This is a genomic window from Micromonospora aurantiaca ATCC 27029 (genome assembly GCF_000145235.1).
GTDB lineage: Bacteria > Actinomycetota > Actinomycetes > Mycobacteriales > Micromonosporaceae > Micromonospora > Micromonospora aurantiaca.
The window spans coordinates 5,971,411-5,993,638 of the sequence record NC_014391.1 but is presented as its reverse complement, the minus strand read 5'-3'; the positions used below and the strand labels follow the sequence as shown (position 1 = coordinate 5,993,638).

20 protein-coding genes are annotated in these 22,228 nt (G+C 72.8%); 13 read left to right on the top strand and 7 right to left on the bottom strand.

The genetic code is table 11. The annotated features are described in order from the left end of the window. Nucleotides 1–82: 82 nt before the first annotated feature. The 3 genes from MICAU_RS26580 to MICAU_RS26570 all read right to left on the bottom strand — a co-directional run bounded on the left by MICAU_RS26580 (nt 83) and on the right by MICAU_RS26570 (nt 3,554). Nucleotides 83–1,504, bottom strand: a complete 1,422-nt coding sequence (locus tag MICAU_RS26580) for a TldD/PmbA family protein (protein WP_013288448.1) — start codon at nt 1,502–1,504, stop codon at nt 83–85. Then, nucleotides 1,501–2,937, bottom strand: coding sequence for a TldD/PmbA family protein (locus MICAU_RS26575; RefSeq protein ID WP_013288447.1), 1,437 nt, complete (start codon nt 2,935–2,937; stop codon nt 1,501–1,503). Before MICAU_RS26575 ends, MICAU_RS26580 begins: the two co-directional genes overlap by 4 nt. Nucleotides 2,938–3,005: 68 nt before the next feature. Then, complete coding sequence (locus MICAU_RS26570) at nt 3,006–3,554, bottom strand: Uma2 family endonuclease (RefSeq protein ID WP_013288446.1); 549 nt, start codon at nt 3,552–3,554, stop codon at nt 3,006–3,008. Nucleotides 3,555–3,794: 240 nt separating this feature from the next. Between MICAU_RS26570 and MICAU_RS26565 the strand changes: the two genes are divergently transcribed. The 5 genes from MICAU_RS26565 to MICAU_RS26545 all read left to right on the top strand — a co-directional run bounded on the left by MICAU_RS26565 (nt 3,795) and on the right by MICAU_RS26545 (nt 9,770). Beyond that, on the top strand, nt 3,795–4,898 hold the full coding sequence (locus MICAU_RS26565; RefSeq protein ID WP_013288445.1) for an ABC transporter ATP-binding protein: 1,104 nt from the start codon (nt 3,795–3,797) through the stop codon (nt 4,896–4,898). Beyond that, nucleotides 4,895–5,917, top strand: coding sequence for an ABC transporter ATP-binding protein (locus MICAU_RS26560; protein WP_013288444.1), 1,023 nt, complete (start codon nt 4,895–4,897; stop codon nt 5,915–5,917). Before MICAU_RS26565 ends, MICAU_RS26560 begins: the two co-directional genes overlap by 4 nt. Then, nucleotides 5,914–6,921, top strand: a complete 1,008-nt coding sequence (locus MICAU_RS26555; protein WP_013288443.1) for an ABC transporter permease — start codon at nt 5,914–5,916, stop codon at nt 6,919–6,921. Before MICAU_RS26560 ends, MICAU_RS26555 begins: the two co-directional genes overlap by 4 nt. Before the next feature lie 11 nt (nt 6,922–6,932). Continuing rightward, nucleotides 6,933–7,919: an ABC transporter permease gene (locus MICAU_RS26550; protein ID WP_013288442.1), complete on the top strand. Its 987-nt coding sequence runs from the start codon at nt 6,933–6,935 to the stop codon at nt 7,917–7,919. A 108-nt stretch (nt 7,920–8,027) separates the two neighbouring features. After that, complete coding sequence (locus MICAU_RS26545; protein WP_013288441.1) at nt 8,028–9,770, top strand: ABC transporter substrate-binding protein; 1,743 nt, start codon at nt 8,028–8,030, stop codon at nt 9,768–9,770. A gap of 88 nt (nt 9,771–9,858) precedes the next feature. On the opposite strand, the gene MICAU_RS26540 is transcribed toward MICAU_RS26545, so the two are convergent. Then, nucleotides 9,859–12,003: a S9 family peptidase gene (locus tag MICAU_RS26540; RefSeq protein WP_013288440.1), complete on the bottom strand. Its 2,145-nt coding sequence runs from the start codon at nt 12,001–12,003 to the stop codon at nt 9,859–9,861. Nucleotides 12,004–12,088: 85 nt separating this feature from the next. On the opposite strand from MICAU_RS26540, the gene mshB reads away from it, so the two are divergent. The 3 genes from mshB (at nt 12,089) to MICAU_RS26525 (ending at nt 14,054) form a co-directional block, all read left to right on the top strand. Continuing rightward, on the top strand, nt 12,089–13,012 hold the full coding sequence (gene mshB, locus MICAU_RS26535) for an N-acetyl-1-D-myo-inositol-2-amino-2-deoxy-alpha-D-glucopyranoside deacetylase (RefSeq protein WP_174361742.1): 924 nt from the start codon (nt 12,089–12,091) through the stop codon (nt 13,010–13,012). A gap of 17 nt (nt 13,013–13,029) precedes the next feature. Beyond that, on the top strand, nt 13,030–13,503 hold the full coding sequence (locus MICAU_RS26530) for a hypothetical protein (protein ID WP_412535472.1): 474 nt from the start codon (nt 13,030–13,032) through the stop codon (nt 13,501–13,503). 86 nt (nt 13,504–13,589) lie between these two features. Then, the gene (locus MICAU_RS26525; RefSeq protein ID WP_013288437.1) at nt 13,590–14,054 is read left to right on the top strand and encodes a hypothetical protein; all 465 of its coding nucleotides are present in this window, start codon (nt 13,590–13,592) and stop codon (nt 14,052–14,054) included. Nucleotides 14,055–14,066: 12 nt separating this feature from the next. Here the strand turns inward: MICAU_RS26525 and MICAU_RS26520 are convergent, their stop codons facing one another. After that, complete coding sequence (locus tag MICAU_RS26520; protein ID WP_013288436.1) at nt 14,067–15,077, bottom strand: GNAT family N-acetyltransferase; 1,011 nt, start codon at nt 15,075–15,077, stop codon at nt 14,067–14,069. Between the two features lie 79 nt (nt 15,078–15,156). On the opposite strand from MICAU_RS26520, the gene fdxA reads away from it, so the two are divergent. The 5 genes from fdxA to MICAU_RS26495 are packed head-to-tail and all read left to right on the top strand — an operon-like array spanning nt 15,157 to nt 18,904. Continuing rightward, nucleotides 15,157–15,483, top strand: coding sequence for a ferredoxin (gene fdxA / locus MICAU_RS26515; RefSeq protein ID WP_007464872.1), 327 nt, complete (start codon nt 15,157–15,159; stop codon nt 15,481–15,483). Further along, nucleotides 15,480–16,589: a succinyldiaminopimelate transaminase gene (gene dapC, locus MICAU_RS26510; protein ID WP_013288435.1), complete on the top strand. Its 1,110-nt coding sequence runs from the start codon at nt 15,480–15,482 to the stop codon at nt 16,587–16,589. The genes fdxA and dapC overlap by 4 nt, the downstream gene beginning before the upstream one ends. Before the next feature lies 1 nt (nt 16,590). Beyond that, on the top strand, nt 16,591–17,607 hold the full coding sequence (locus MICAU_RS26505) for a prephenate dehydrogenase (RefSeq protein WP_013288434.1): 1,017 nt from the start codon (nt 16,591–16,593) through the stop codon (nt 17,605–17,607). A gap of 5 nt (nt 17,608–17,612) precedes the next feature. Next, complete coding sequence (locus MICAU_RS26500) at nt 17,613–18,257, top strand: SIMPL domain-containing protein (protein WP_013288433.1); 645 nt, start codon at nt 17,613–17,615, stop codon at nt 18,255–18,257. Then, the gene (locus tag MICAU_RS26495; protein WP_013288432.1) at nt 18,257–18,904 is read left to right on the top strand and encodes a nucleoside/nucleotide kinase family protein; all 648 of its coding nucleotides are present in this window, start codon (nt 18,257–18,259) and stop codon (nt 18,902–18,904) included. Before MICAU_RS26500 ends, MICAU_RS26495 begins: the two co-directional genes overlap by 1 nt. A gap of 47 nt (nt 18,905–18,951) precedes the next feature. Here MICAU_RS26495 and MICAU_RS26490 read toward each other — a convergent pair whose 3' ends face one another. Beyond that, nucleotides 18,952–21,537, bottom strand: coding sequence for a hypothetical protein (locus MICAU_RS26490; protein ID WP_013288431.1), 2,586 nt, complete (start codon nt 21,535–21,537; stop codon nt 18,952–18,954). Between the two features lie 83 nt (nt 21,538–21,620). Beyond that, the gene (locus MICAU_RS26485; protein WP_013288430.1) at nt 21,621–22,187 is read right to left on the bottom strand and encodes a sugar O-acetyltransferase; all 567 of its coding nucleotides are present in this window, start codon (nt 22,185–22,187) and stop codon (nt 21,621–21,623) included. Nucleotides 22,188–22,228: the final 41 nt, after the last annotated feature.

Below are 22,228 nucleotides of genomic sequence, written 5' to 3'. Positions count from 1 at the left end.
AAGAGTCAGTTCATGATCAATGTGGCGGGTCGGCCGAACGGTGCGCCGACCGGTGGCGTGGTGCGCCCGGCGGCGCGCCGGGTCACCCGGACGCGCCGCCGGTGAAGTGCCACGAGGACAGCCGCAGCGCCGGTGTCTCGTACCAGGAGCCGTCGACGCGGGCAGGCTGGCGGACCGCCGTCCGGCCCAGGCCGAGAACCCGGCCCGGCCCCAGCGCCCGGGGGTACGACTCGGTGAACCGGAAGTCGCGCACCGCCCGGGTCGGCACGCCGTCCTCGACCAGCCACACCCCGTTGCGGGTCAACCCGGTGACCACGAGCTGCTTCGGGTCCAGCACGCGGGTGTACCAGAAGTCGCTGACCAGCAGCCCGCGCCGCATCCCGGCCACCAGCGCGGCGGTGTCCGGGTCGCCCACCGCCCCGGTCACGCCCGCGCTCACCGGTCCGGCGGCGACGGCCGCGCCTGCCACGCCCGCCGTGCCCGTCAGCAGGCGGACGTTGTGCGGGATCGGGCCGAACGTCGCGCTACCCGGCATGCCGTGCCCGGTGGACCCGGCGCCCGCCTCGGCGCCGCCGCGCCTGTCGTACGCCACCGCTCCTGTGGTGCCGCCCTCGACCAGCGGCAACGCCTGCCGGGGCGTGCCCTCCAGGTCGAACGGCAGCGTGCCGGCGTGCAGCGGGTCGTCCACCACCGTCACCGCCGGGTCGAACTGGGCGGTGCCCGGCTCGGCGAAGGACTGCCGTTCGGCGTAGCGCTTGCCGTTGAAGCCGTACCAGGCCAGGTTCTGGAGCAGGTCGGCGACGGCAGCCGGTTCGAGCACCACCTCGTAGTGCCCGGGCGGCAGCTCGACCGGGTCCGCAGCGGCGCGCGCCTTGGCCGCCGCGCGGGCGCCGAGCGCCGCGCCGTCGAGATCGGCCAGCCGGTCGGCGCAGAGCCGGGCCACCCCGTCGGCGCCGCCGGCGCGGGCGATGCCGTCCATCGCCGCCTCGGCCGCCCGGCCCACAGCCGTGTGCCCGGCCGAGTTGGCGAACGCCCCCGACCGGTACGAGGTCCGGCAGTAGCCGGCCGCCTCCAGCCCTTCGACCGCGTCCACGAACGCGCGTACCCGCTCGGCCCGCTCGTCGGGCGAGGCGAACGCGGTGTCCTCGTCGACGGCCGGGCCGGACGGCACAGGCGTCGGGGCGGTGAGTCCCGGCCAGGCCGGGTCGGGCGGCGCGAGCCGGGCCGCGGCCCGGGTCCGCTCGACCAGGGCGGCCAGCCCGTCGGCGTCGCCCCGGCTGCCGCTGCCGGTAGCGGTCCGCCCGTCCACGTGCAACCGCAGGTGTACGGCGACACCGGTCTCGGACACGTTCTGGTGGACGAACGAGTTGGCGAACCGGGTCAGCGCCAGGTCGGAGCGGGTCACCAGCACCTCGGCCTCGGCGGCCGGACCGGCCGTGTGCCGGACCAGGTCCACCACCCCGGCGGCGATCTCCAGCTCGGCGTTCATGCCGCGCTCGCTCATGCCCGCACCCCCACCCGGACGCCGCGGAACCGGGCCGGCGCGGCCGGGTGGCCGGTGTGCCCGACCTGGCCGGGCTGCCCCTTCCCGCAGTTGGGCGTGCCCCAGGCGACCGTCTCCGAGGAGAGCATGTCCATCGAGCGCCAGAAGACCGGCCCGATGCCGGTGTAGGTGGGGTTGCGCAGCATCCGCCCCCGGCGGCCCTTCTTCACCTCCCAGCCGACCTCGCAGCCGAACTGGAAGTTGAGCCGCTTGTCGTCGATCGACCAGGACCGGTTGATGTCCATCAGCACCCCGTCGTCGGTGGCCGCGATGATCTCGTCGAGCGTGTGCGGGCCGGGTTCCAGGCCCACGTTCGTCATCCGCACCATCGGCAGCCGGGCCCAGCCGTCGGCCCGTACGCTGCCGCCGTAGTCAAGGCCCGCGACGGCGGCCGAGTCCCGGCCGGCGAGCACCCCGACCCACCGCCCCTCGCGGACCGCGTCCCGGGCGACCGCCGGGGAGCCCTCGTCGTCGTAGCCGAAGCTGCCCAGCGCGCCAGGGATGGTCGGGTCGATGGTCACGTTCATCAGCTCGGAGCCGTAGTGCAGCGAGCCGAGGCGGGCCAGGTCGAGCCAGGACGTGCCGGCGAACGCCGCCTCCCAGCCGAGGATGCGGTCCAGCTCGATGGCGTGCCCGACCGACTCGTGGATCTGCAACGCGAGCTGCTCACCGCCGAGGATCAGATCGGTCTCGCCGGCCGGGCAGAGCGGCGCGGTGAGCAGCTCGCGGGACTCCTCGGCGATCCGCGCGGCGTGCGCGGCCAGGTCGAGCGAGGTGACCAGCTCCCAGCCGGTGGTGCCGTACTGCCCGCGGTAGCTCGGGTAGGACCGCCGCTGGGTCTCGCCGTCACCGATCGAGGTGGCCGAGATGCCGCCGCCGCACTCCCGGATGTGCTGGTCGATCCGGTGGCCCTCGCTGGAGACGAACCACTTCGAGGTGTCCCAGATCTGGTAGAGCCCCTCGGCCAGGTCGGCGCCGTGCTCGCGCATCGTCGCCGTGGCGCGGACCAGCAGGTCGCCCTTGTCCGACAGTGGCACCCCGAGCGGGTCGACGGCACACTCCGAGGCCCAGCTCGCCACCGCCGCCTCGGCCGGCACCAGGTCGATCGGCGGACCGGGAACCCGCGCGCTCGCGGTGGCGATCGCCGCGGCGCGCCGGCCGGCGTCGCGGGCCGCGGCGTCGGACAGATCGGGTACGGCGTGGAAGCCCCACCCCGATCCGACGAGCGCGCGTACGCCCAGCCCGATGCTCTCGTCCTGGCTCAGCTCCTCGATGTCGCCGTTGCGGGCCGACATCGACTCGTAGCGGCGGTGCATGACCCGGGCGTCGGCGTAGCGGGCGCCCGCGTCGAGAGCGGCCTGGACGGCGGCGGTCGCCGCGTCGAACTCGCTCATGCGCTGTCCTGATGGGTCGCTCGACGCTCGCTCATGCGCCCGACCCTAGGCGAGCGCACCGACATCCGTCAGGGGACGAGATCCGCCGGCCGGATCGTGGCCCGGACGGGCTCGGTCAGCTCCAGCGCGGAACCGGGCTTGGTCACCGACACCTCGCGGTAGTGCCGACCCTGCCGCCGGTGCAGGTGCAGCGTGCCGGTTTCCTGCTCCACCAGCAGGTACCACTCGATCCCCGCGGCGGCGTAGTAGTGCATCTTGAGCACCTTGTCGGTTGCCGCGTTGCCCGGTGAGATGACCTCACACACGAGCCGCACGTCCCGCGCCTCGATCATCGGCTGGTCGAAGTCGATCGGCTCGGTGACGACCAGGTCGGGAATCGGTATGCGGCCTGGCCGGAGCCGGACGTTCACCGGCTCCAGCAGTTCCAGGCCGACGTGCCGGGCCGCGGCCTCCAGCAGGTTGCCGAGGTTCCGCTGGATTCGTTGGTGCCGCGGGGTCGGTGCCGGTGTCACGTGCAGGCTCCCGTCGAAGAGTTCGACGCGTTGCCGCGTCTCGCCGAGGGCGAGGTACTCCTCTTCGGTCCACGGGCCGTCGTGGCCGAACACCGCCGCGGTCATCGTCGCCTCCACCTCGTGCCGACGGGAATCGTCCCTTCGTCGCCGGGACCATCGTCGCACCACAAGTGCGGCGACGAGGCGGCGACGCCCAATCGCGGCTGTGAATATCCCAGGTGAGGGGCGTGCGGACGGGAGACCGAGTCGTTACGCTCGGACCGCTGACAGACCGCTCGATGTAGCTTATTTTCGCCTCTGGGGATTTCCTGTAGGTTCTCTTCATCACCGAAGGGGAGGCGGTCAATGGGCAGGTCGGAGGCGGTGCCGTCCGGGGAGCCGGACCGCCCGGAGGTGCCGGAGCAGCGCTCCGGCGACGGGCCCTATCTCCAGGTCAGGGATCTGCGGGTGCGGTTCGACACCGAGGACGGTGTGGTGCGGGCCGTGGACGGTGTGTCGTTCGCCGTGGAGCGGGGTCGCACGCTGGGGATCGTGGGGGAGTCCGGTTCCGGTAAGAGCGTGACGTCGCTGGCGATCCTGGGTTTGCACAACGCGAGGCGGACGACCATCTCGGGGGAGATCTCGGTGGGTGGGCGTCAGCTGGTGGGGTTGGGTGAGGAGGAGGTGCGGCGGCTGCGGGGCCGGGACATGGCGATGGTTTTCCAGGATCCGTTGTCGGCGTTGCATCCGTACTACTCGGTGGGTAGGCAGATCGCTGAGGCGTACCGGGTGCATCATCCGAGGGCCGGTCGGCGGGAGGCGCGGACGCGGGCGGTGGACATGTTGGGCCGGGTGGGGATTCCGCAGCCGGCGCGGCGGTTCGATCAGTATCCGCATGAGTTCTCGGGTGGGATGCGGCAGCGGGCGATGATCGCGATGGCGTTGGTGAATGATCCGGATCTGCTGATCGCGGATGAGCCGACGACGGCGTTGGATGTGACGGTGCAGGCGCAGATCCTGGATCTGCTCAGTGATTTGCAGGAGGAGTTCCGGTCGGCGATCGTGTTGATCACGCATGACCTGGGTGTGGTCAGTCAGGTGGCTGATGACGTGTTGGTGATGTATGCGGGCCGGGCGGTGGAGCACGGGAGTGTGGAGCGGGTGTTGCGGGCGCCGCAGCATCCGTACACGTGGGGGTTGTTGTCGAGTGTGCCGTCGTTGCACGGTGACGCGGACGCGGACCTGTTGCCGATTCCGGGTAACCCGCCCAGTCTGATCAACCTGCCGTCGGGGTGTGCGTTTCATCCGCGGTGCCGGTGGGCCGACGTGAACGGCGACCGGTCCCGCACCGAGGTGCCCGAGCTGCGGGAGGCCGGAGCGCCGGGTCACCTGGTCGCCTGCCATCTGTCGGCGGGGGATCGCGAGCGGATCTACCGCGACGAGGTAGCCCAGGTGGGGGTGGCCCGATGAGCACCGAGACCGAGCCGCTGCTGTCCGTGCGCGGCCTGACCAAGCACTTCCCCGTCCGGCAAGGGCTGCGCACCACCGGCGCGGTGCGGGCCGTGGACGGGCTGGACTTCGACGTGCGCCCCGGCGAGACCCTCGGCCTGGTGGGGGAGTCGGGGTGTGGGAAGACCACGACCGGGCGGATGCTCGTGCGGCTACTCGAACCCACCGCCGGGTCGATCGAGTTCGCGGGGCGGGACATCACCCACGCGAAACGTGGTGAGCTGCGCGGGCTGCGGCAGGACCTGCAGATCATCTTCCAGGACCCGTACGCGTCGCTGAATCCCCGCCACACGGTCGGGCGGATCGTGGCGATGCCGTTGCAGGTCAACCGCATCACCCCACCCGGCGGCGTCAAGAAACGGGTCCAGGAACTCCTGGAACTGGTCGGGTTGAATCCGGAGCACTACAACAGGTATCCGCACGAGTTCTCCGGCGGGCAACGCCAGCGCATCGGCATCGCCCGCGCCCTGGCTTTGAAGCCGAAGCTGATCGTGGCCGACGAACCCGTCTCCGCCCTGGACGTGTCGATTCAGGCGCAGGTCATCAACCTGCTGCGCAGCCTGCAACGCGACTTGGACCTGGCGTTCGTGTTCATCGCCCACGACCTCGCCGTCGTGCGGCACTTCTGCCACCGCGTCGCCGTCATGTACCTCGGCAAGATCGTCGAGATCGGCGACCGCGACGACATCTACACCCGCCCCCAGCACCCCTACACCCGGGCGTTGCTGTCGGCGATCCCGGACGTCACCACGCTCGGGCCCGCCGGACGGATCCGTCTCACCGGCGACGTGCCCACGCCACTCAACCCGCCGTCGGGCTGCCGGTTCCGTACCCGCTGCTGGAAGGCCACCGACCGGTGCGCCGCCGAGGAGCCGGCGCTGACCACCCGGGACGACGGCCGGCAGCTCGCCGCCTGCCACTACCCGGAGAGCGGACCGGTCGGCGTGCCGACCGGCGAACCCGTGGAGGTGTCCCAATGAGCCTGTCGCCGGTCGAGGGCGTCGCGCTCGCCGAGATCGAGTCGCCCGGCGAGGGCGACGAGAGCGGTAAGAAGGAGTTCGTCGGCCGGTCACCCGGCCAGCTCGCCCTCGCGCGGCTCAAGCGGGACCGCACCGCGCTGATCAGCGGCGGCCTGCTGGCGTTCTTCGTGCTCGTCGCGCTCGCCGTGCCGCTCATCGAGGCGCTGTACGGGGTAGGGCCGAAGGAGCAGTTCCAGAGCCGCCTCGACGGCTACGGCATGCCGTTGGGCTACGCCGGCGGCGTGACCGGTGAGCACTGGTTCGGCCTGGAACCCGGTCTCGGGCGGGACATCTTCATCCGGATGGTGCACGGGCTGCGGACGTCGCTGTTCATCGCGTTCGCGGCGGCCGTGCTGACCGCGGTGATCGGTGTGACGCTCGGGACGCTCGCCGGTTACCTGGGCGGCTGGCTGGACACGGTGATCAACTGGATCACCGACCTGACCCTGGCCATGCCGTTCCTGATCATCGCGCTGGCCCTGATGCCGACCGTCGCGCTGCGCTTCTACGGACAGCGCGAGGCCGTGCCGGCGTACTTCCAGATCGGTGTGCTCATCGCGATCTTCGCCCTGTTCGGCTGGACCGGTACGGCCCGGCTGGTCCGGGGTCAGATCATCGCGCTGCGCGAACGCGAGTTCGTGGAGGCGGCGCGGGCCAGCGGCGCGGGCCTCGGGCACATGCTGTTCCGCCAGTTGCTGCCGAACGCCTGGGCGCCGATCCTGGTCGCCTTCTCGCTGGCGGTGCCGCAGTACATCACCAGCGAGGCCGCGTTGTCGTTCATCGGCGTCGGCCTCACCGACGAGACGCCGAGCTTCGGCCGCATGATCTACCGCAGCCTCGACTACCTGCAGACCGACCCGGCGTACGTCTTCTTCCCGGGCATCACCATCTTCGCGCTCGTGTTCGCCTTCAACCTCTTCGGTGACGCGCTGCGCGACGCGCTCGACCCGAAGTCGTCCCGGTAGGAGGCCGGCCCATGACGCGATTCCTCATCCGCCGGCTGCTGTCCGCCGCGCTCACGCTGTTCGCGGTGAGCGTGCTCAGCTTCCTGATGTTCTTCGCGCTACCCCGCGACCCGGTCACCGGCATGTGCCCGAAGAACTGCAACCCGGAGCGACTGGAGCGGGTCCGCCAGGAGCTGGGCCTGCGTGACCCGCTGATCAGCCAGTACGCCGGCTACATGAAGGGCATCTTCACCGGCCGGGACCTGGGCAGCGCCCAGGGCGGCCGGTGCGACGCCCCCTGCCTCGGCTGGTCGTACGTGTCGAACGAGGCGGTCTCCGACACCATCGCCCGGGTGCTGCCGGTGACGCTGAGCATCGTCATCCCGGCGGCGATCCTGTGGCTGCTGCTCGGCGTCGGCCTGGGCATGCTCTCGGCGCTGCGCCGGGGCAGCTGGCTGGACCGGGCGGCGATCGGATTCTCGCTCACCGGCGCCTCGTTGCAGCTCTACTTCGTCGGCGCGGTGCTGCTCATCGTCTTCGTCTACAACCTGCGCCTGCTGCCGGTGCCGAGCTACACCTCGTTGTTCGACAATCCGTTGAAGTGGACGAGCGGGCTGGTGCTGGCGTGGGTGGCGCTGGCGTTCCTCTTCTCCGCGATCTACGCGCGACTGTCCCGGGCGCAGATGCTGGAGACGCTCTCGGAGGACTTCGTCCGGACCGCGCGGGCGAAGGGCCTGGCCAAACGCAAGGTGTACGGCCGGCACGCGCTGCGAGCCGCGATCACACCCGTGGTGACGATCGCCGGTCTGGACGTGGGCGGGGCGCTGGGCGGCACGGTGATCACCGAGACGACATTCGGTCTGAACGGGATGGGGCGTACCGCTGTCGACGCGGTCCGCTCGGGCGACCTGCCGACGATCATGGCGACCGTGCTGATCGCGGCGGTCTTCGTGGTGCTGGCGAACGTGGTGGTGGACCTGCTCTACGCGGTGATCGACCCGCGGGTACGGCTCGGCTGAACCGCGACGAAATTTATCGACAACTGTTATCCAACTCGTAGCTTTTCTTCTTTACGATCCTCGGGACGTCGGCGGATGCGCTCGGCGCACGGGTGGAGGAGGTAGGACATGCGACCACGCGCAGCGGCCGCCGCTGGCGGCGCCATCGCACTGGTTGTGGCACTCGGTGCCTGCTCGGAGAACACGGGCGAAGGCACCAAGGTGGACGGCAACCGGCAGCAGACCGGGGTCATCGCGACCGATCCCAAGGACTCGCAGGGACCGGCCGCCGAGATCGACGGCGCGGCCAAGGGCGGGACGTTCACCATCATCCGGGAGACCCCCATCTCCCACCTGGACCCGCAGCGGACGTACTCGTTCGCCGGTCTGATGGCCAACCCGCTCTTCGCCCGCTACCTGACCACCTGGAAGGACGACGGCAAGGGTGGCCTGGTCCTCGTGGGTGACCTGGCCGAGACCCCGGGCAAGAACGTCAACAACGACTGCAAGGTCTGGGAATTCACCATCAAGGACGGGGTGAAGTTCGAGGACGGCAGCCCGATCACCTCGAAGGAGATCGCGTACGGCATCGCCCGCTCCTTCGACCCGGACCTCACCGGCGGCCCCACCTACATCCAGGAGTGGCTGGCCGACACCGCGCAGTACGACACCAAGTGGGACTTCAAGAAGAACAAGACGTCGCTGCCGCCGGGCCTGACCACGCCGGACGACAAGACGCTGCGCTTCGAGTTCGCCAAGCCGCGCTGCGACCTGCCGTTCGCGGTCTCGCTGCCCACCACGGCGCCGCTCAAGCCGGAGAAGGACACCGGGGTCAACCTGGACCAGAAGCCGTTCTCGTCCGGCCCGTACAAGATCGCGAAGAATCAGGTCGGAGTGCAGCTCACGCTCGACCGCAACCCGAACTGGGACGCGAAGACCGACCCGGTGCGGCACCAGTACCCGGACCAGTTCGTGTGGAGCTTCGGGCCGACCGCCGACGCCGCCAACAACCGGGTGATCGCGGACAACGGCGCCGACCAGAGCGCGCTGGCGTTCAACTCGGTGCCTGCCTCGCTCGTGGCCAAGGTCGCCGGTGACCCGGCGCTGAAGTCCCGCACGCTGCTGTCCCCGACCCCGAGCGCCAACCAGCTCGTGATCAACACCCAGCGGGTCAAGGACCTGAAGATCCGCCAGGCGCTCAACTACGCGATCGACCGCGAGGGCCTGGTCAAGGCGCTCGGCGGCCAGACCGTCGCGCAGCCGATCACCACGCTGATGCCGCCGTCGACCATCGGCTACAAGGCGTACGACGCGTACCCGGCTGGCGCCAACGGCAATGTGGAGAAGGCCAAGGAACTGCTCGGCGGCCAGACGCCCGAGCTGGTCCTCGGCGTCGCCGACAACACGACCGAGCAGGCGGAGGCGGTCCAGCTCAAGGGCAACCTGGAGCGTGCCGGCTTCAAGATCACCGTCCGGAACATCCCGGACGACGCGAAGCTGGACGAGGTCAAGAAGAAGAACAACCCCTGGGACCTGTACATCGGTAACTGGGCGGCGGACTGGCCGAGCGGCGCGTCGATCCTGCCGGTGCTCTACGACGGCCGGACCATCAAGGCCGAGGGCAACAGCAACCAGTCGTACTTCAACGACGACGCGATCAACGCCGAGATGGACCGGATCCTGGCGCTGCCGCCGTCCGAGCAGGGCCCGGAGTGGGGCAAGCTCGACGAGCGGATCATGAAGGAGCACGCTCCTGTGGTGCCGCTCTACGTGGACGTGGCGTACAACGTGCACGGCTCCAAGGCGGGCGGGGTGTTCATCTCCTCCGTGTTCGGCTACCCGAACTTCGTCAACGCGTACGTCAAGCAGTAGCCCGTAGGTGAAGGAAGGGCCCCTTGTTAACGCGAGGCGTTAACAAGGGGCCCTTCCTCTACCGCAGGCGTTAAAAGGGGGCCCTTCCTTACAAGTAGCGGCGGAGGAAGTCGAGCTCCAGCCGGAGCAGGCGCTCGGACACGCCGCCGGCGGCCAGGTGGCTCGCGCCGGTCAGCGGCAGCACCGCGTGCGGGCGGCCCGTCGCCAGCAGCGCCGCGGACAGCCGCAGCGTGTGCGCAGCCAGCACGTTGTCGTCGGCCAGGCCGTGCACCAGCAGCATCGGCCGGGCCTGCGCCGGATCGCCGAGCGGCTCTGCGGCCAGCTCGACCAGCGAGTGGTGGGCGTACACGTCCATCCCGTCGTCCGGCATGCCCAGGTAGCGCTCGCTGTACGCGGTGTCGTACAGCGCCCAGTCGGTGACCGGCGCGCCGACGATCGCGCACTTGAACAACTCCGGGTGCCGCAGCACCGCGAGCCCGGCCAGCCAGCCGCCGAATGACCAGCCGCGCACCGCCACCCGTCCCAGGTCCAGATCCGGGTGCTTGTCGGCGAGCGCGGTGAGCGCGTCCACCTGGTCGGTGAGGATCACGTCGGCGACCCGCCTGTGGATCGCCTTCTCGAACGACGGCGCGATGCCCGGCGTACCCCGGTTGTCGATGGTGACCACCGCGAAGCCCTGCTCGGCCCACCACTGCCGTTCCAGCCAGACGCTGCGGGCCGCGACCACCTCCTGGTGGCCGGGGCCGCCGTACACGTCCAGCAGCACCGGCAGCCGGGTGCCCTTGACGTGCTCGGCCGGGTAGAGCACGGCGCTGGGCAGCCGCCGGTCGGTCACCCGGACCATCGTCGGCCGCGGCGCGTACGAGCAGGTGGCGGCGAACGAGCGCAGTTCGCCGACCTCGCGGTCGCCGTGCCACACCCGCCAGCGGACGCCGGCGTGCTCCAGCGACGCGATGCCCACGGCCAGCGTCGACCCGCCGATCGAGGCGGTGTGCCAGCCGGGGTCGCTGCCCATCCGGCGGGCGTCCATGCCGCCGCCGATCGTGGTGCGCACCCGGTAGAGGTGACGCTGGCTCGGTTCGCCCTCGCTCGCCTCCACCAGCAGGTCGGCCGCCGCGTTCGGGCCGTTCGGCAGCCGCCCGACCACCCGCCGCACGTACAGCGACGGCGGGGTGAGCAGCGTGCCGTCGGCGAACAGGCAACGCGCGTCGTACCCGTCGTGGGCCAGCTCGCCGCCGACCAGCACCCGCCCGTCGGGCAGGTGCGCCGGGGTGCCGGGGATCGGCTCCACCCAGCGCGGGTCGGCCAGCTCGGCGTGCACCTGCGTCTCCCCGGTGCGCGGGTCCACCGCGAGCACCAGGCCGTGCTGCTGCGAGCGGCGCAGCACCGTGATCAGCGGCCCGCCCTCGGTCCAGTCCACGGAACTCAGGTACGGATAGGTCTCGCGGTCCCAGTGCACGTCGACCCAGCCGCCGTCGAGGTCGAGCAGGTGCAGGCTCACCTCCGCGTTCGGCCCACCCGCCACGGGGTACGCGAGCGACGTCGGCGGGCTCGCCGGGTCGGCCGGGTCGTGCAGGTACCAGCGTTCCAGGCGTGATTCGTCGACCCGGGCGGCCAGCACGCTGCGCCCGTCCGGCGCCCACCAGTAGCCCCGGTAGCGGTGGAACTCCTCGGCCGCGATGTGCTCGGCCAGACCCCAGGTGACACCGCTGTCCTCACCGGCGAGCAGGTTGTCCGTACCGTCCGGCTCCACCACCCGCAACTGACCCCGGCGCACCCCCTCGGCGGCGTCGGTGACGTACGCCAGCCGCTCACCGGCCGGGTCGGGCCGCGGGTCGATCACCGGCCCGATCGCTGCCACCTCGATCACGTCGCCGTGCACCAGGTCGGCCCGGAACAGCCGCCCGGCCAGCGCGAACGCGGCGACCCGGCCGGCCGAGTCCAGCGCGTACGAGCCGATGCCGCCGGAGCTGAGCCGCAACCGCTCGCGCAGCGCCCGTTCCCCGGGGGCGAGGCGGGCCGGCTCGGCGTCCGTGCCCAGCAGCACCGCCGGGTCCGCGACCAGTCGTTCCTCGCCGCTGTCGACGTCGAGCAGCCAGAGCGCGTCGGCCGGGTCCTCCGGTCCCGCGGAACGCAGGAAGATCACCCGGGCGCCGTCGCCCGCGACGGTGACGGCGCGCGGCGCCCCGTGGCTGAACCGACGGGTACGGGCGGCCAGCTCGGGAAAGTCCACGCCTGCAGAGTAGGCGGGCGCCGGAGGTGATGTGGCCGACCTGGGCGGACGCATCACCGTCGAGCGGGCAGGACCGCCGGTTAGAGTGACGGGCGTGACGACCCTGCCCGACCGACGCCTTCTGCTGGTCCACGCGCATCCCGACGACGAGTCGATCGGCACCGGCGCGACGATGGCGCACTACGCCGCCACCGGTGCCCACGTCACGCTCGTGACCTGCACGCTGGGCGAGGAGGGCGAGATCCACGTCCCGGCCCTGGCGCAGCTCGGCGCGGCCGAGGCGGACCAGCTCGGCGGCTACCGGATCGGTGAGCTGGCGGCCGCCTGCGCCGTGCTCGGCGTGACCGACCACCGGTTCCTCGGCGGGGCGGGCCGCTACCGTGACTCCGGCATGATGGGCCTGGCCACCAACGAGCACCCCCGGGCGTTCTGGCAGGCCGACCTGGACACCGCCGCCGGGTACCTGGTGGAGGTCATCCGCGAGGTCCGTCCCCAGGTTCTCGTCACGTACGATCCGGACGGCTTCTACGGCCACCCCGACCACATCCAGGCGCACCGGGTGGCGATGCGGGCGGTGGAGCTGGCCGCGGCCGAGGGGATCGCCCCGGCGAAGGTCTACTGGACGGCGATGCCGCGCAGCGTCCTCGACGCGGGCCTGGAGACGTTCACCGAGTCCTCGGACAATCCGTTCGCCGGCATCGAGAGCGCCGACGAGCTGCCGTTCGGCACGCCGGACGCGGAGATCGCCGCCCGGATCGACGGCACCGACCAGCACGCCGCCAAGGAGGCGGCGATGCGCGCCCACGCCACCCAGATCCCGGCGAACTCCTGGCTCTACTCGATCGCCGGCAACTTCGGCGGCGAGTTCATGGGCGTCGAGTACTTCACGCTCGCGGTCGGCGAGAAGGGGCCGGGCGCCGGCCCGTACGGCTGGGAGGACGACCTCTTCGCCGGCATCGCCCTGGACGGTACGCAGCGGTCCCCGGTCGCGGCGGCCGGTCTCCGGTGACGCTGCCGGCCGTACCCGTGTCGACCCTTCCCGAGCAGCCGCCGACGGCCGCCACGCCGAGCCCGGCGGAGCGGGTGCTCGACCGCGCGCTGCGGGTGGCCGGCGGCGTCGTGACGGTCTGGGCCGGCGTCCTGCTGGCGCTGCTCGACCTGATCTTCGCGACCTGGGCCTGGGAGACCGTGCAGGGCCGCTCCGGCGGGCTGCGGGCGCTTCTCGGTGTCGGCCTGGTGGCTGCCGGCGTCGTCGCGGTGGTGGCGACCACTGTGCTGCTGGGCCGGTTCGCCCACCGGTCGACGGGTACGCGCTGGGCGGTGGCGCTCGGCGCGCTGCCGTGGTTCCTGGTGATCGTGGTGGGGGGGTTCCGGACCGTCGAGGGCGATCTGGCGCTCGCCGGTGACAACGTGCTCGGCCTCGCGTTGATCGTGGCCGGCGCGGTCACGTTCGCGGTGCTGGGCTTCCGGCACCTGGTGACGCCGCCCGACGCACGGTGAGGTGCTGACGCCGCACAGCTCGCGGTGGTAGACATTCCTGCCAGGAGGCCCGCCGAGGGAGCGGGCGGTACGGCGGGAGGCGTGCGATGGGTCAGCGGTGGCGTGCGGTAGGCGTGCTGGCGGCCGCGTTGTTCGGGGTGAACGTGGTGGCCCGGCTGGTCATCAAACTCGCGTTCCCGGACGACGACACCGCCTCCGGCCGCGTCTCGCTCGCCATGTTCCTGGTCATCGGGCTGATCCTGGCGGGCACCGCGTTCCGGTGGGGCGCCGACCGGCCGCTGGGCCGCTGGGCCGGCGACCTGGCCGCCGCGGTCGCGGTCGCGCTGGCGCTCACCGTGTTCGTCGGTCCGCTGCTGGTCGGGGAGAACCCGTTCGGCGGCGGCGCGGGCCTGTTCTTCGCCCAGATCTGGCTCTATCTCGCGGCCACCGCGGCGGGCGTGCTGGTCGGCTACCTGATCCTGACCGCGCTGGGCCGGGACTACCGGTCCCGCCAGCTCAAGCGGTACGCCGAGATGAAGCGCACCCGGCCCCGCAGGATCGTCCGGCGCTGACCGGAGCGCCGCTCAGGCCGCCGGGGCGACCCGGGTCAGGTAGGTGTGGTGGGTGGTGAAGCCGAGCCCGCGGTAGAGCGCCACAGCGCCGCTGTTGCTCTGTTCGACCTGGAGGAACGTGTGGGTGGCGCCCTCAGCGGCGCCCCAGCCGGCCAGGGCGCGTACGACAGTGGCGGCGAGCCCTCGACGGCGTGCCTCCGGCACCGTCTCCAGCAGGCTGACGCCGAGCCAGCGGCCTGCGCCGGTCACCGTGCCCCGCCCGACCGCGAGCAGCCGGCCGTCCTCGCGCAGTTCGGCGAAGCGGACCCGGGGCGTCCCGGTGAGCACCTGCCGGGCGGCGTCCGGCAGCCCGCCCTTGCGGCCGGCGGCGATCGCCAGCCAGTCGTCGGCGGGCGCGTCCGTCAGCGTCACCGGCGGCACATCCGCGGGGACGCCGGCGGGGGCGTCGGCCGGCAGCGGGGTGGAGGTCGGCAGCGGAACAGCGGGCGGCACGGTCAGGGTGCGCAGCGGGACGGTCTGGACCAGCACCGGGGGCCGGGACGTCCAGCCGCGTGCGTCCAGCTCCGCGCCGACCGGGGCGGCCAGCGGCAGCGGGGTGTTCACCAGGGCGGACCCGCCGCGCTCGGCGTACCAGCGCTGCACCGCGTCCAGCGCGGCGGGCAGCGGGCGGTCCGGGTCGCCGACGGGTAGCGCGCTGTTCGCCCGCCCGGTCCAGCCGTCGGCCCAGCGCAGCCGCCAGTCGCCGAGCCGTCCGCGTACCGGTGCGGGCCACGCCTCGTCGGCGGCCAGCTCCAGCGCGACCACGGCGGCGGCGGTGGGCCGCCGGGCCGGTGGCACCCGCTTTGCCCGGTGCACCTCGGCCACCGGTACGCGCAGCGGCCCGGCGTCGGTGGACAGAGTGATGTGGGTCTCGCTCAGCTCCACGAGCTCGCCGAGCGCGTCGGAGAACAGCGTGCGGCCCTCGCGAATCCCCACAATCCGGCGGACCACGATCCGGTGTCCCACGTCCTGCTGTCGGAGCACGATCGACCCCCTCCCCGGCGAGATACTAGGCTCTTACCGTTGCGGTTGATCGCGACGAGTCTTGCGGAGGAGAAGACCGGTGACCTACATCATCGCCGAGCCGTGCGTGGATGTGCTCGACAAGGCATGCATCGAGGAGTGCCCGGTCGACTGCATCTACGAGGGCAACCGGATGCTCTACATCCACCCCGACGAGTGCGTCGACTGTGGTGCCTGTGAGCCGGTCTGCCCGGTGGAAGCGATCTTCTACGAGGACGACGTCCCGGAGCAGTGGAAGGACTACACCGGGGCCAACTACGAGTTCTTCGAGGACCTGGGCTCGCCCGGTGGCGCCTCGAAGATCGGCAAGGTGGAGAAGGACGCCACCTTCGTCGCCGCGCAGCCGCCGCGCGGCGAGGGCCACTGAACCGGCGTACGCCGGTCTCGGCACGGCTGCCCGACTTCACCTGGGACACCCTGGACGCCGCGGCCGCCACGGCCGCGGCGCACCCGGACGGTCTCATCAACCTGTCGATGGGCACGCCGGTCGACCCGGTGCCAGACCTGATCCGGCAGGCCCTGGCCGACGCGTCCAACGCACCGGGCTACCCGCTGACCGCCGGTACGCCCGCCCTGCGGAACGCGATCGCGGGCTGGGTCGCGCGGGCCTGCGGCGCGGGCGTCGACGGCCTGGGCGTGCTGCCGACGATCGGCTCCAAGGAGCTGGTGGCCGGGCTGCCCACCCTGCTCGGGCTCGGCCCCGGTGACGTGGTCGTGGTGCCGTCGGTGGCCTACCCGACCTACGAGGACGGGGCCCGGCTGGCCGGCGCGACGACGGTACGCACCGACTCGCTGACCGCGCTGGGCCCGGATCCCCGGGTCCGCCTGGTCTGGGTCAACTCGCCGGGCAACCCGACCGGCCGCGTGCTGCCCGCCGCCCACCTGCGCAAGGTGGTCGAGTGGGCGCGTGAGCGCGGTGCGGTGGTCGCCAGCGACGAGTGCTACCTGCCGCTGGGCTGGGACGCCGAGCCCGTCTCGGTGCTCTCGCCCGAGGTGTGCGGTGGCTCGTACGACAGTGTGCTGGCGGTGCACTCGCTGTCCAAGCGCTCCAACCTGGCCGGCTACCGGGCCGGGTTCGTCGCGGGCGATCCGGCGCTGGTGGCCGAGCTGCTCAAGATCCGTAAGCACGCGGGCCTGATCGTGCCCGCCCCGGTGCAGGCCGCCATGGTGGCCGCGCTCGGCGACCAGGAGCACGCCGACGCCCAGCGCGAGCGCTACCGCGTCCGGCGGGAGAAGCTGCGCGAGGCGTTCACCGCCGCGGGTTTCACCGTCGAGCACTCGGAGGCCGGGCTCTACCTCTGGCTCACCCGGGACGAGGACTGCTGGGAGACCGTGGACCGGCTGGCCCGCCGGGGCATCCTGGTGGCCGCCGGTGTCTTCTACGGCCCGGCCGGCGCCCGGCACGTCCGGGTGGCCCTCACCGAGTCCGACGAGCACGTGGACGCGGTGGCCGGGCGGCTCGCCGGGGCCTGACGTGGCGGGCGGGCTGGCGCGGGCAGCGGTGGTCGGCACCGGGCTGATCGGCGGTTCGGTGCTGCTGCGGCTGCGCGACGCCGGGCTCGACGTCGCCGGCTGGGATCCCGATCCGGCGGCCCGCCGGCAGGTACGCGACCGGGGCGTCGACGCGCCCGACACGGTCGAGGAGGCGGTCACCGGCCGGGACGTGGTGTTCCTCTGCGGCCCGCTGCCCACGCTGCCGACGACACTGGCCCGGGTCGCCGCCGTGACCGACGACGACTGCGTGCTCACCGACGTGGGCAGCGTCAAGGCCGAGGTGAGCACCGCCGCCACCGTTCAGGGGCTCGGGCACCGCTTCGTGCCGGGCCATCCGATGGCCGGCGCGGACCGGGCCGGCGCGGCCGCGGCCGGCCCGGACCTGCTCGACGGCGCCGCCTGGGTGCTCTGCCCGGGGCCGACCGGCCTGGGCGCGTTCCGGCGGCTGGCAGTGCTGCTGGTGGACGTCTTCCACGCCCGGGTGGTGCCCATGTCCGCCCCGGAGCACGACGGCGCCGCCGCGCTCGCCTCGCACGTACCGCACGTGCTGGCGGGCGCGCTGGCCGGCACCGTGCACCGGTCGGCGTTGCGGGACGCGGTGCTGACGCTCGCCGCCGGCAGCTTCTCCGACGGCACCCGGGTCGCCGGCGGGCCACCCGAGCGGACCGCGAACATGCTGCTCGGCAACCGGGACCGCGTGCTCGCCGAGCTGGACGCGCTCGGCGCGTTCCTGACCGAGCTGACCGAGGCGCTGCGCGCCGGCGACGCCGGTGCGCTGGCCGACCGGTTCGCCGAGGGGCGGGACGTCCGCTCCACGCTGCGGGCACGCGTGTTCAGCGCGCACCGGCGGGAGTTCCCGGCGGCCGCCGACCACGCGGGCGAGCTGGCGTACCTGCGGGAGCTGGGTGCGGCGGGCGGCCACCTGAGCGAGGTGCGGGAGGCGGCCGGCGCGGTCACCTACATGGGGCACCTGCCGGCCACCCCGCCGTTAGGCTGAGCGGCATGGCTGACGCACCGGTCGTGGCGGTACGCGGTGAGGCGTACCGGGAGGTGGCTCCCGAGCTGGCCCGGTTCACCGTGACAGCGGTGGCGCGCGACCGGGACCGGGAGACCACACTGACCCGGCTGGCCGAACGGGCCGCCGCGGTGCGCGCGTTGCTCGACGCGGCCGGGCCCGTGGTGGAGCGCCGGGAGACCGGCCAGGTCCACGTCTGGCCGGTGACGAAGCGCGCCGGCGAGCGGGTGGTGGCCTACCAGGGCAGCGTGAGCACCACAGTGACGACCACCGACTTCACCGCGCTCGGTGACCTGATGCTCCGCCTGGCCGACCAGGAGCAGGTCGAGGTGGCCGGGCCGGTGTGGTCGCTGCGTCCGGACAGCCCGGCCTACCGGGAGGCGCGGCAGGCCGCGATCGCCGACGCGCTGGTCCGGGCCCGGGAGTACGCCGAGGCGCTCGGCGCCCAGGTGATCGCGTTGCGCGAGCTGTCCGACACCGGGATGAGCGCCGGGCCGCCGATGATGATGGTCGGGGCGGCGTACTCGCGCTCCGGCGAGCCGGAGCGCGAGCTGGAGCTGGACCCGGCGCCGCAGCCGGTGCAGGCGGCGGTCGAGGCGCGGTTCACCATCAGCGAGCCGGTGCTGGGCTGATGCCACAGGCGGAGGTGTTCGGGCTCGACGAACTCGTCGCCCGGGCACGCGCGCTGGCCGAGGACGGCCCGCGTCAGCTGCTCGGCATCGCGGGCGCGCCCGGCGCGGGCAAGTCCACGCTGGCGGAACGGATCGTGGCCGCGCTCGGCCCGGTCGCCCGGCTGGTCCCGATGGACGGGTTCCACCTGGCCGGGTCGGCGCTGGCGCGGCTCGGCCGGGCCGACCGCAAGGGCGCGCCGGACACGTTCGACGTCAACGGCTTCGTCTCCACGCTACGCCGGTTGCGCCGGGTGGAACCGACGTCGGTATGGGCGCCGGAGTTCCGCCGCGACCTGGAGGAACCGGTCGCCGGGGCGATCGAGGTGCCGCCCGAGGTGCGCCTGGTGGTCACCGAGGGCAACTACCTGCTGCTGCGGGACGACCCGTGGGAGGAGGTGCGCACGCTCGTACACCAGATCTGGTTCCTGGACCTGGATGCGGAGCTGCGGCTGCGCCGGCTCACCGCGCGCCACGAGGCGTACGGGAAGTCGCCGGAGCAGGCCCGCGCGTGGGCTCTGGGCAGCGACGAGGAGAACGCCCGGCGGGTCGCCGGCACGGCCGGGCACGCCGACCTGGTGGTACGCCTGGCCGACCCGCCGCAGGCGTGACGCCGGGCCGGGGCGCCGGTCCGTCGCGGGCGGGAGGCCGGGCGAGGTCAGCCGGTCCGCTGCCGGGGTGACGGCACGGTGCGGCGCAGCAGCCTGGACACCACCGCCCGTTCGCGGGTGAACTCCACCGCCTCCGGATAACCGCTGTGGCTGCGGATGGGCGGGTCGGCCACCTCGCCGCCGGACGGGTGCAGCGCCTCCGGGTCGGCCACCGGCACGTCCCGCTGACCAGCGCTGACCTGCCAGCCCAGCGGGTCGGTGTCCCGCCAGAAGTTCGTCCAGGCCACGTGCCCGCCGGGCCAGGTGAGCGCGCCGGCCAGCGCCCGCAGCCGTTCCGGCCCGAAGTAGGACGGGAAGACCCGCCCGTAGAGCCGGGTGAGCTGGCAGCCGTAGGAGAAGAACCAGGTCCGTCGCCGCCACCGGCGGGGCAGTTGCAGCAGCACCGCGGCGCAGATGACGGTGCCCTGGCTGTGCCCGGAGAGGATGACGCCGTCCATCCGGTCGCCGTGGTGCGGCGGCAGCGCCAGCAGGCCCGCCACCCGGGTCTGGAGTTCCGGTACGGCCCGTTCGGCGTAGCTGGGCGGCGCGAGCGGATGCGCGGCCCGGGGCCAGAACGTGCACACGTCCCAGATCACGCCGACCGAGCGGCGTACCGAGTCGGTGCGGTAGACGAGCAGCCCGAGCGCCGCCATCACCACCGGCAGCCAGCCGAGGAGCGTGTCGCCGCGCTCGGCGGTCCAGTGGATGGCGGTCTGCCAGCCGGACGGGGACAGCGGGCTGGGCCGTTCGCCGGACAGCGCGGCGGCGCAGCAGAGGGTGACCAGGATCGCGCAGAACGCGGCGTAGCAGCCCACGAGCCGCACGGCGTGCTCGCCGACCAGCCGGTGCAGTGCCCGGTAGGTGCTGACGTCGCGGCAGCGCCGCAGGTCGTGCGCGGACAGACCGGGCGTGGCGGCCAGCCCGGCGTACTCGAACCGGCGCAGCCGGTGCAGCAGGACGACGGCCCGGATCAGCAGCGCGATCAGCGCGGCCAGGCCGATCGCGCAGGCCAGCCCGGCCCAGAAGACGGCCAGTGGCGGCACGACCCGGCTCGGGCCGCTCGGCTCGGCCGACGCGTCGAGCCGGTCGCTGACCCAGTAGAGCAGCCCGGCGCAGTACGCCACCGCCATCATCCAGCCGAACCCGGCGATGACCGCCGGGGCGCAGCCATGCCAGGCGAGATCGGTGTACGCGCCGAGCGGCTGGGTCGGCACCGCCGGCCGCAGACGGGGCAGGAACAGTCCGGCGGCGGCCAGCGCGACGGCCGGGCCGACCAGCATCCAGGTGTGCAGCTCGTCCGGCGCGGCGGGCAGCACGGGCAGGCCGCGTTCGATCCATGTCGCGCCGAGCGGCAGCAGCAGCATCCCGGTGGCGGGTCCGATCAGCGCCCGGCGGCCGGAGCGGTTCGCCGCGGCGATGGCGAGCAGCAACAGCACCTGGTACGCGACGAGCCAGGCGATCGCGGTGTCGTACCCGGGCAGTGACCGGTCGGCGCGACAGCCGGCGGTGCCCGGTTGCGCCGCGCACCCGTCCGGCGGCCGGTACGCCGACAGCGGCTGCCCGGCCGTCCCGTCGGGGAGCAGCAGCAGGACGAACGCCCCGACCAGTCCGAGCGCGGTGAGCGTCGCGACCGCCGCGCTCCACCGGCCGAGCGGCGTGGCGCCCTGCCGTCGGCTCAGCCAGGGACGGGCGACCGCTACCACGGCGATCACCACCACGGCGGCGAGCAGCGCCACAGTGGGCCAGGCGACGGCGGCCCGTACGCCGCGCGGCGGATCCATGATCAGCACCGCGGCGACCGGTACGGCTGCGGCGCTGACGGCGCCGGTGCACAGGTGCAGCACGGCGGCCCGGCGCAGTTGCCCTTCCCCGTTCCAGAACGTCGGGTCCTGGAGCGGGTTCTGCGGGGGCTCGCGCGGGTTCGGTCGTTCGACCGGCTCACCATCCTCCCGGGCCGGCGCGTGGTGGTGCGGGTCGGCGGGCATCTGCGCCTCGTACTGGTAGGTGCGGAAGGCGACGAGCCCGATCGCGGCCAGCACGAGCAGCGGCAGCAGCAGCCCCAGCGCGAGCGCCCGGGTGCCCTCGCGCCACCAGGAGTCGCCGAGGAACTCCCACGGGCCGGGGAGCCGGCCGAGGCAGGCCGCGTCCACGCACTGCCAGCCGACCAGGTCCACTCCGACGCCGGTCACTGTGACGACGAGCGTGCAGGTCAGGCTCAGGCAGAACAGGCGGATCAACCAGGCGGTGATGCCGGACCGGCTGGCCCAGCGTTCCTGGTCCGGGTCGGGCGGGATGCCGGCGCGGGCGTGCAGCGCGACGTTCGCCAGCGCGAAAGGGAGCATCAGCGTCCACAGCGCCCGTTCCACGTCCCGCCGGGTCCGCGCGCCGGAGGTCAACTGCCCCCAGCTGTACGCCTCGACCGTGATCGGGTCGTCCCGGCCGGCGGTGCTGGACCGGTAGAAGCCGGTGGTCTGACCGCCGGCGACCAGTGTTGGTTGCGCACCGTCACCGTTGACACCGGCGGTCAGGCCGAGCAGCTGATCCGGCGGGGTGTTGGAGACCCCGTGCACCCGCAGTTCGAGGACCCGTTCCATTGTGCCTCCCGGTAAACGCACTACTACCCAGAGTGCGTGACCGGACGGGAATCCGCATCCGCTGGAACGGTTGTTCCCGCAGCTCAGGACGGTTGACCCAGGTTCCTGATCGGGCGAGCGGGGTTACCCACCGCCACCACGTTGGCCGGTAGGTCGCGGGTGACCACCGCGCCGGCGCCGACCACCGTGTTCTCGCCGATGGTCACCCCGGCCAGCACGATCACGCCCCCGCCGAGCCAGACGTTGTCACCGATGGTGATGGGCTGGGCCGACTCCCACTTGGCCCGGCGCGCTTCCGGCTCCACCGGGTGGGTGGCGGTGAGCAGCTGCACGTTCGGTCCGATCTGGACGTCCGCGCCGATGGTGATGCGGGCGACGTCGAGGAGGACCGCGTTGAAGTTGACGAAGGTGCGCGGGCCGATGTGCGTCTGGAAGCCGTAGTCGCAGTACAGCGGCGGCCGGACCCAGGCGTCGTCGCCGAGTGAGCCGAGCAGTTCGCGCAGCGCGGCGAGGCGGCCCGCCGGGTCGTCGGCGGAGCTGCGGTTGAAGCGTTCGCCGAGCCGGGCCGCGCGCTCCAGATCGGCGATGATCGCGGGGTCGTCGGCGATGTACTGCTCGCCGGCCAGCATCCGGTCCTTCATGGAGGTCATTGCTCGATCGTCCCGGCCCGCCCGGGACCGGGTCGGCGGTT

What these genes read in the sequence shown, in the direction of transcription:
- MICAU_RS26580 (WP_013288448.1), bottom strand. Translation starts at nt 1,504, where the DNA reads ATGAGCGAGCGCGGCATGAACGCCGAGCTGGAGATCGCCGCCGGGGTG.
- MICAU_RS26575 (WP_013288447.1), bottom strand. Translation starts at nt 2,937, where the DNA reads ATGAGCGAGTTCGACGCGGCGACCGCCGCCGTCCAGGCCGCTCTCGAC.
- MICAU_RS26570 (WP_013288446.1), bottom strand. Translation starts at nt 3,554, where the DNA reads ATGACCGCGGCGGTGTTCGGCCACGACGGCCCGTGGACCGAAGAGGAG.
- MICAU_RS26565 (WP_013288445.1), top strand. Translation starts at nt 3,795, where the DNA reads ATGGGCAGGTCGGAGGCGGTGCCGTCCGGGGAGCCGGACCGCCCGGAG.
- MICAU_RS26560 (WP_013288444.1), top strand. Translation starts at nt 4,895, where the DNA reads ATGAGCACCGAGACCGAGCCGCTGCTGTCCGTGCGCGGCCTGACCAAG.
- MICAU_RS26555 (WP_013288443.1), top strand. Translation starts at nt 5,914, where the DNA reads ATGAGCCTGTCGCCGGTCGAGGGCGTCGCGCTCGCCGAGATCGAGTCG.
- MICAU_RS26550 (WP_013288442.1), top strand. Translation starts at nt 6,933, where the DNA reads ATGACGCGATTCCTCATCCGCCGGCTGCTGTCCGCCGCGCTCACGCTG.
- MICAU_RS26545 (WP_013288441.1), top strand. Translation starts at nt 8,028, where the DNA reads ATGCGACCACGCGCAGCGGCCGCCGCTGGCGGCGCCATCGCACTGGTT.
- MICAU_RS26525 (WP_013288437.1), top strand. Translation starts at nt 13,590, where the DNA reads ATGGGTCAGCGGTGGCGTGCGGTAGGCGTGCTGGCGGCCGCGTTGTTC.
- MICAU_RS26500 (WP_013288433.1), top strand. Translation starts at nt 17,613, where the DNA reads ATGGCTGACGCACCGGTCGTGGCGGTACGCGGTGAGGCGTACCGGGAG.
- MICAU_RS26495 (WP_013288432.1), top strand. Translation starts at nt 18,257, where the DNA reads ATGCCACAGGCGGAGGTGTTCGGGCTCGACGAACTCGTCGCCCGGGCA.
- MICAU_RS26490 (WP_013288431.1), bottom strand. Translation starts at nt 21,537, where the DNA reads ATGGAACGGGTCCTCGAACTGCGGGTGCACGGGGTCTCCAACACCCCG.
- MICAU_RS26485 (WP_013288430.1), bottom strand. Translation starts at nt 22,187, where the DNA reads ATGACCTCCATGAAGGACCGGATGCTGGCCGGCGAGCAGTACATCGCC.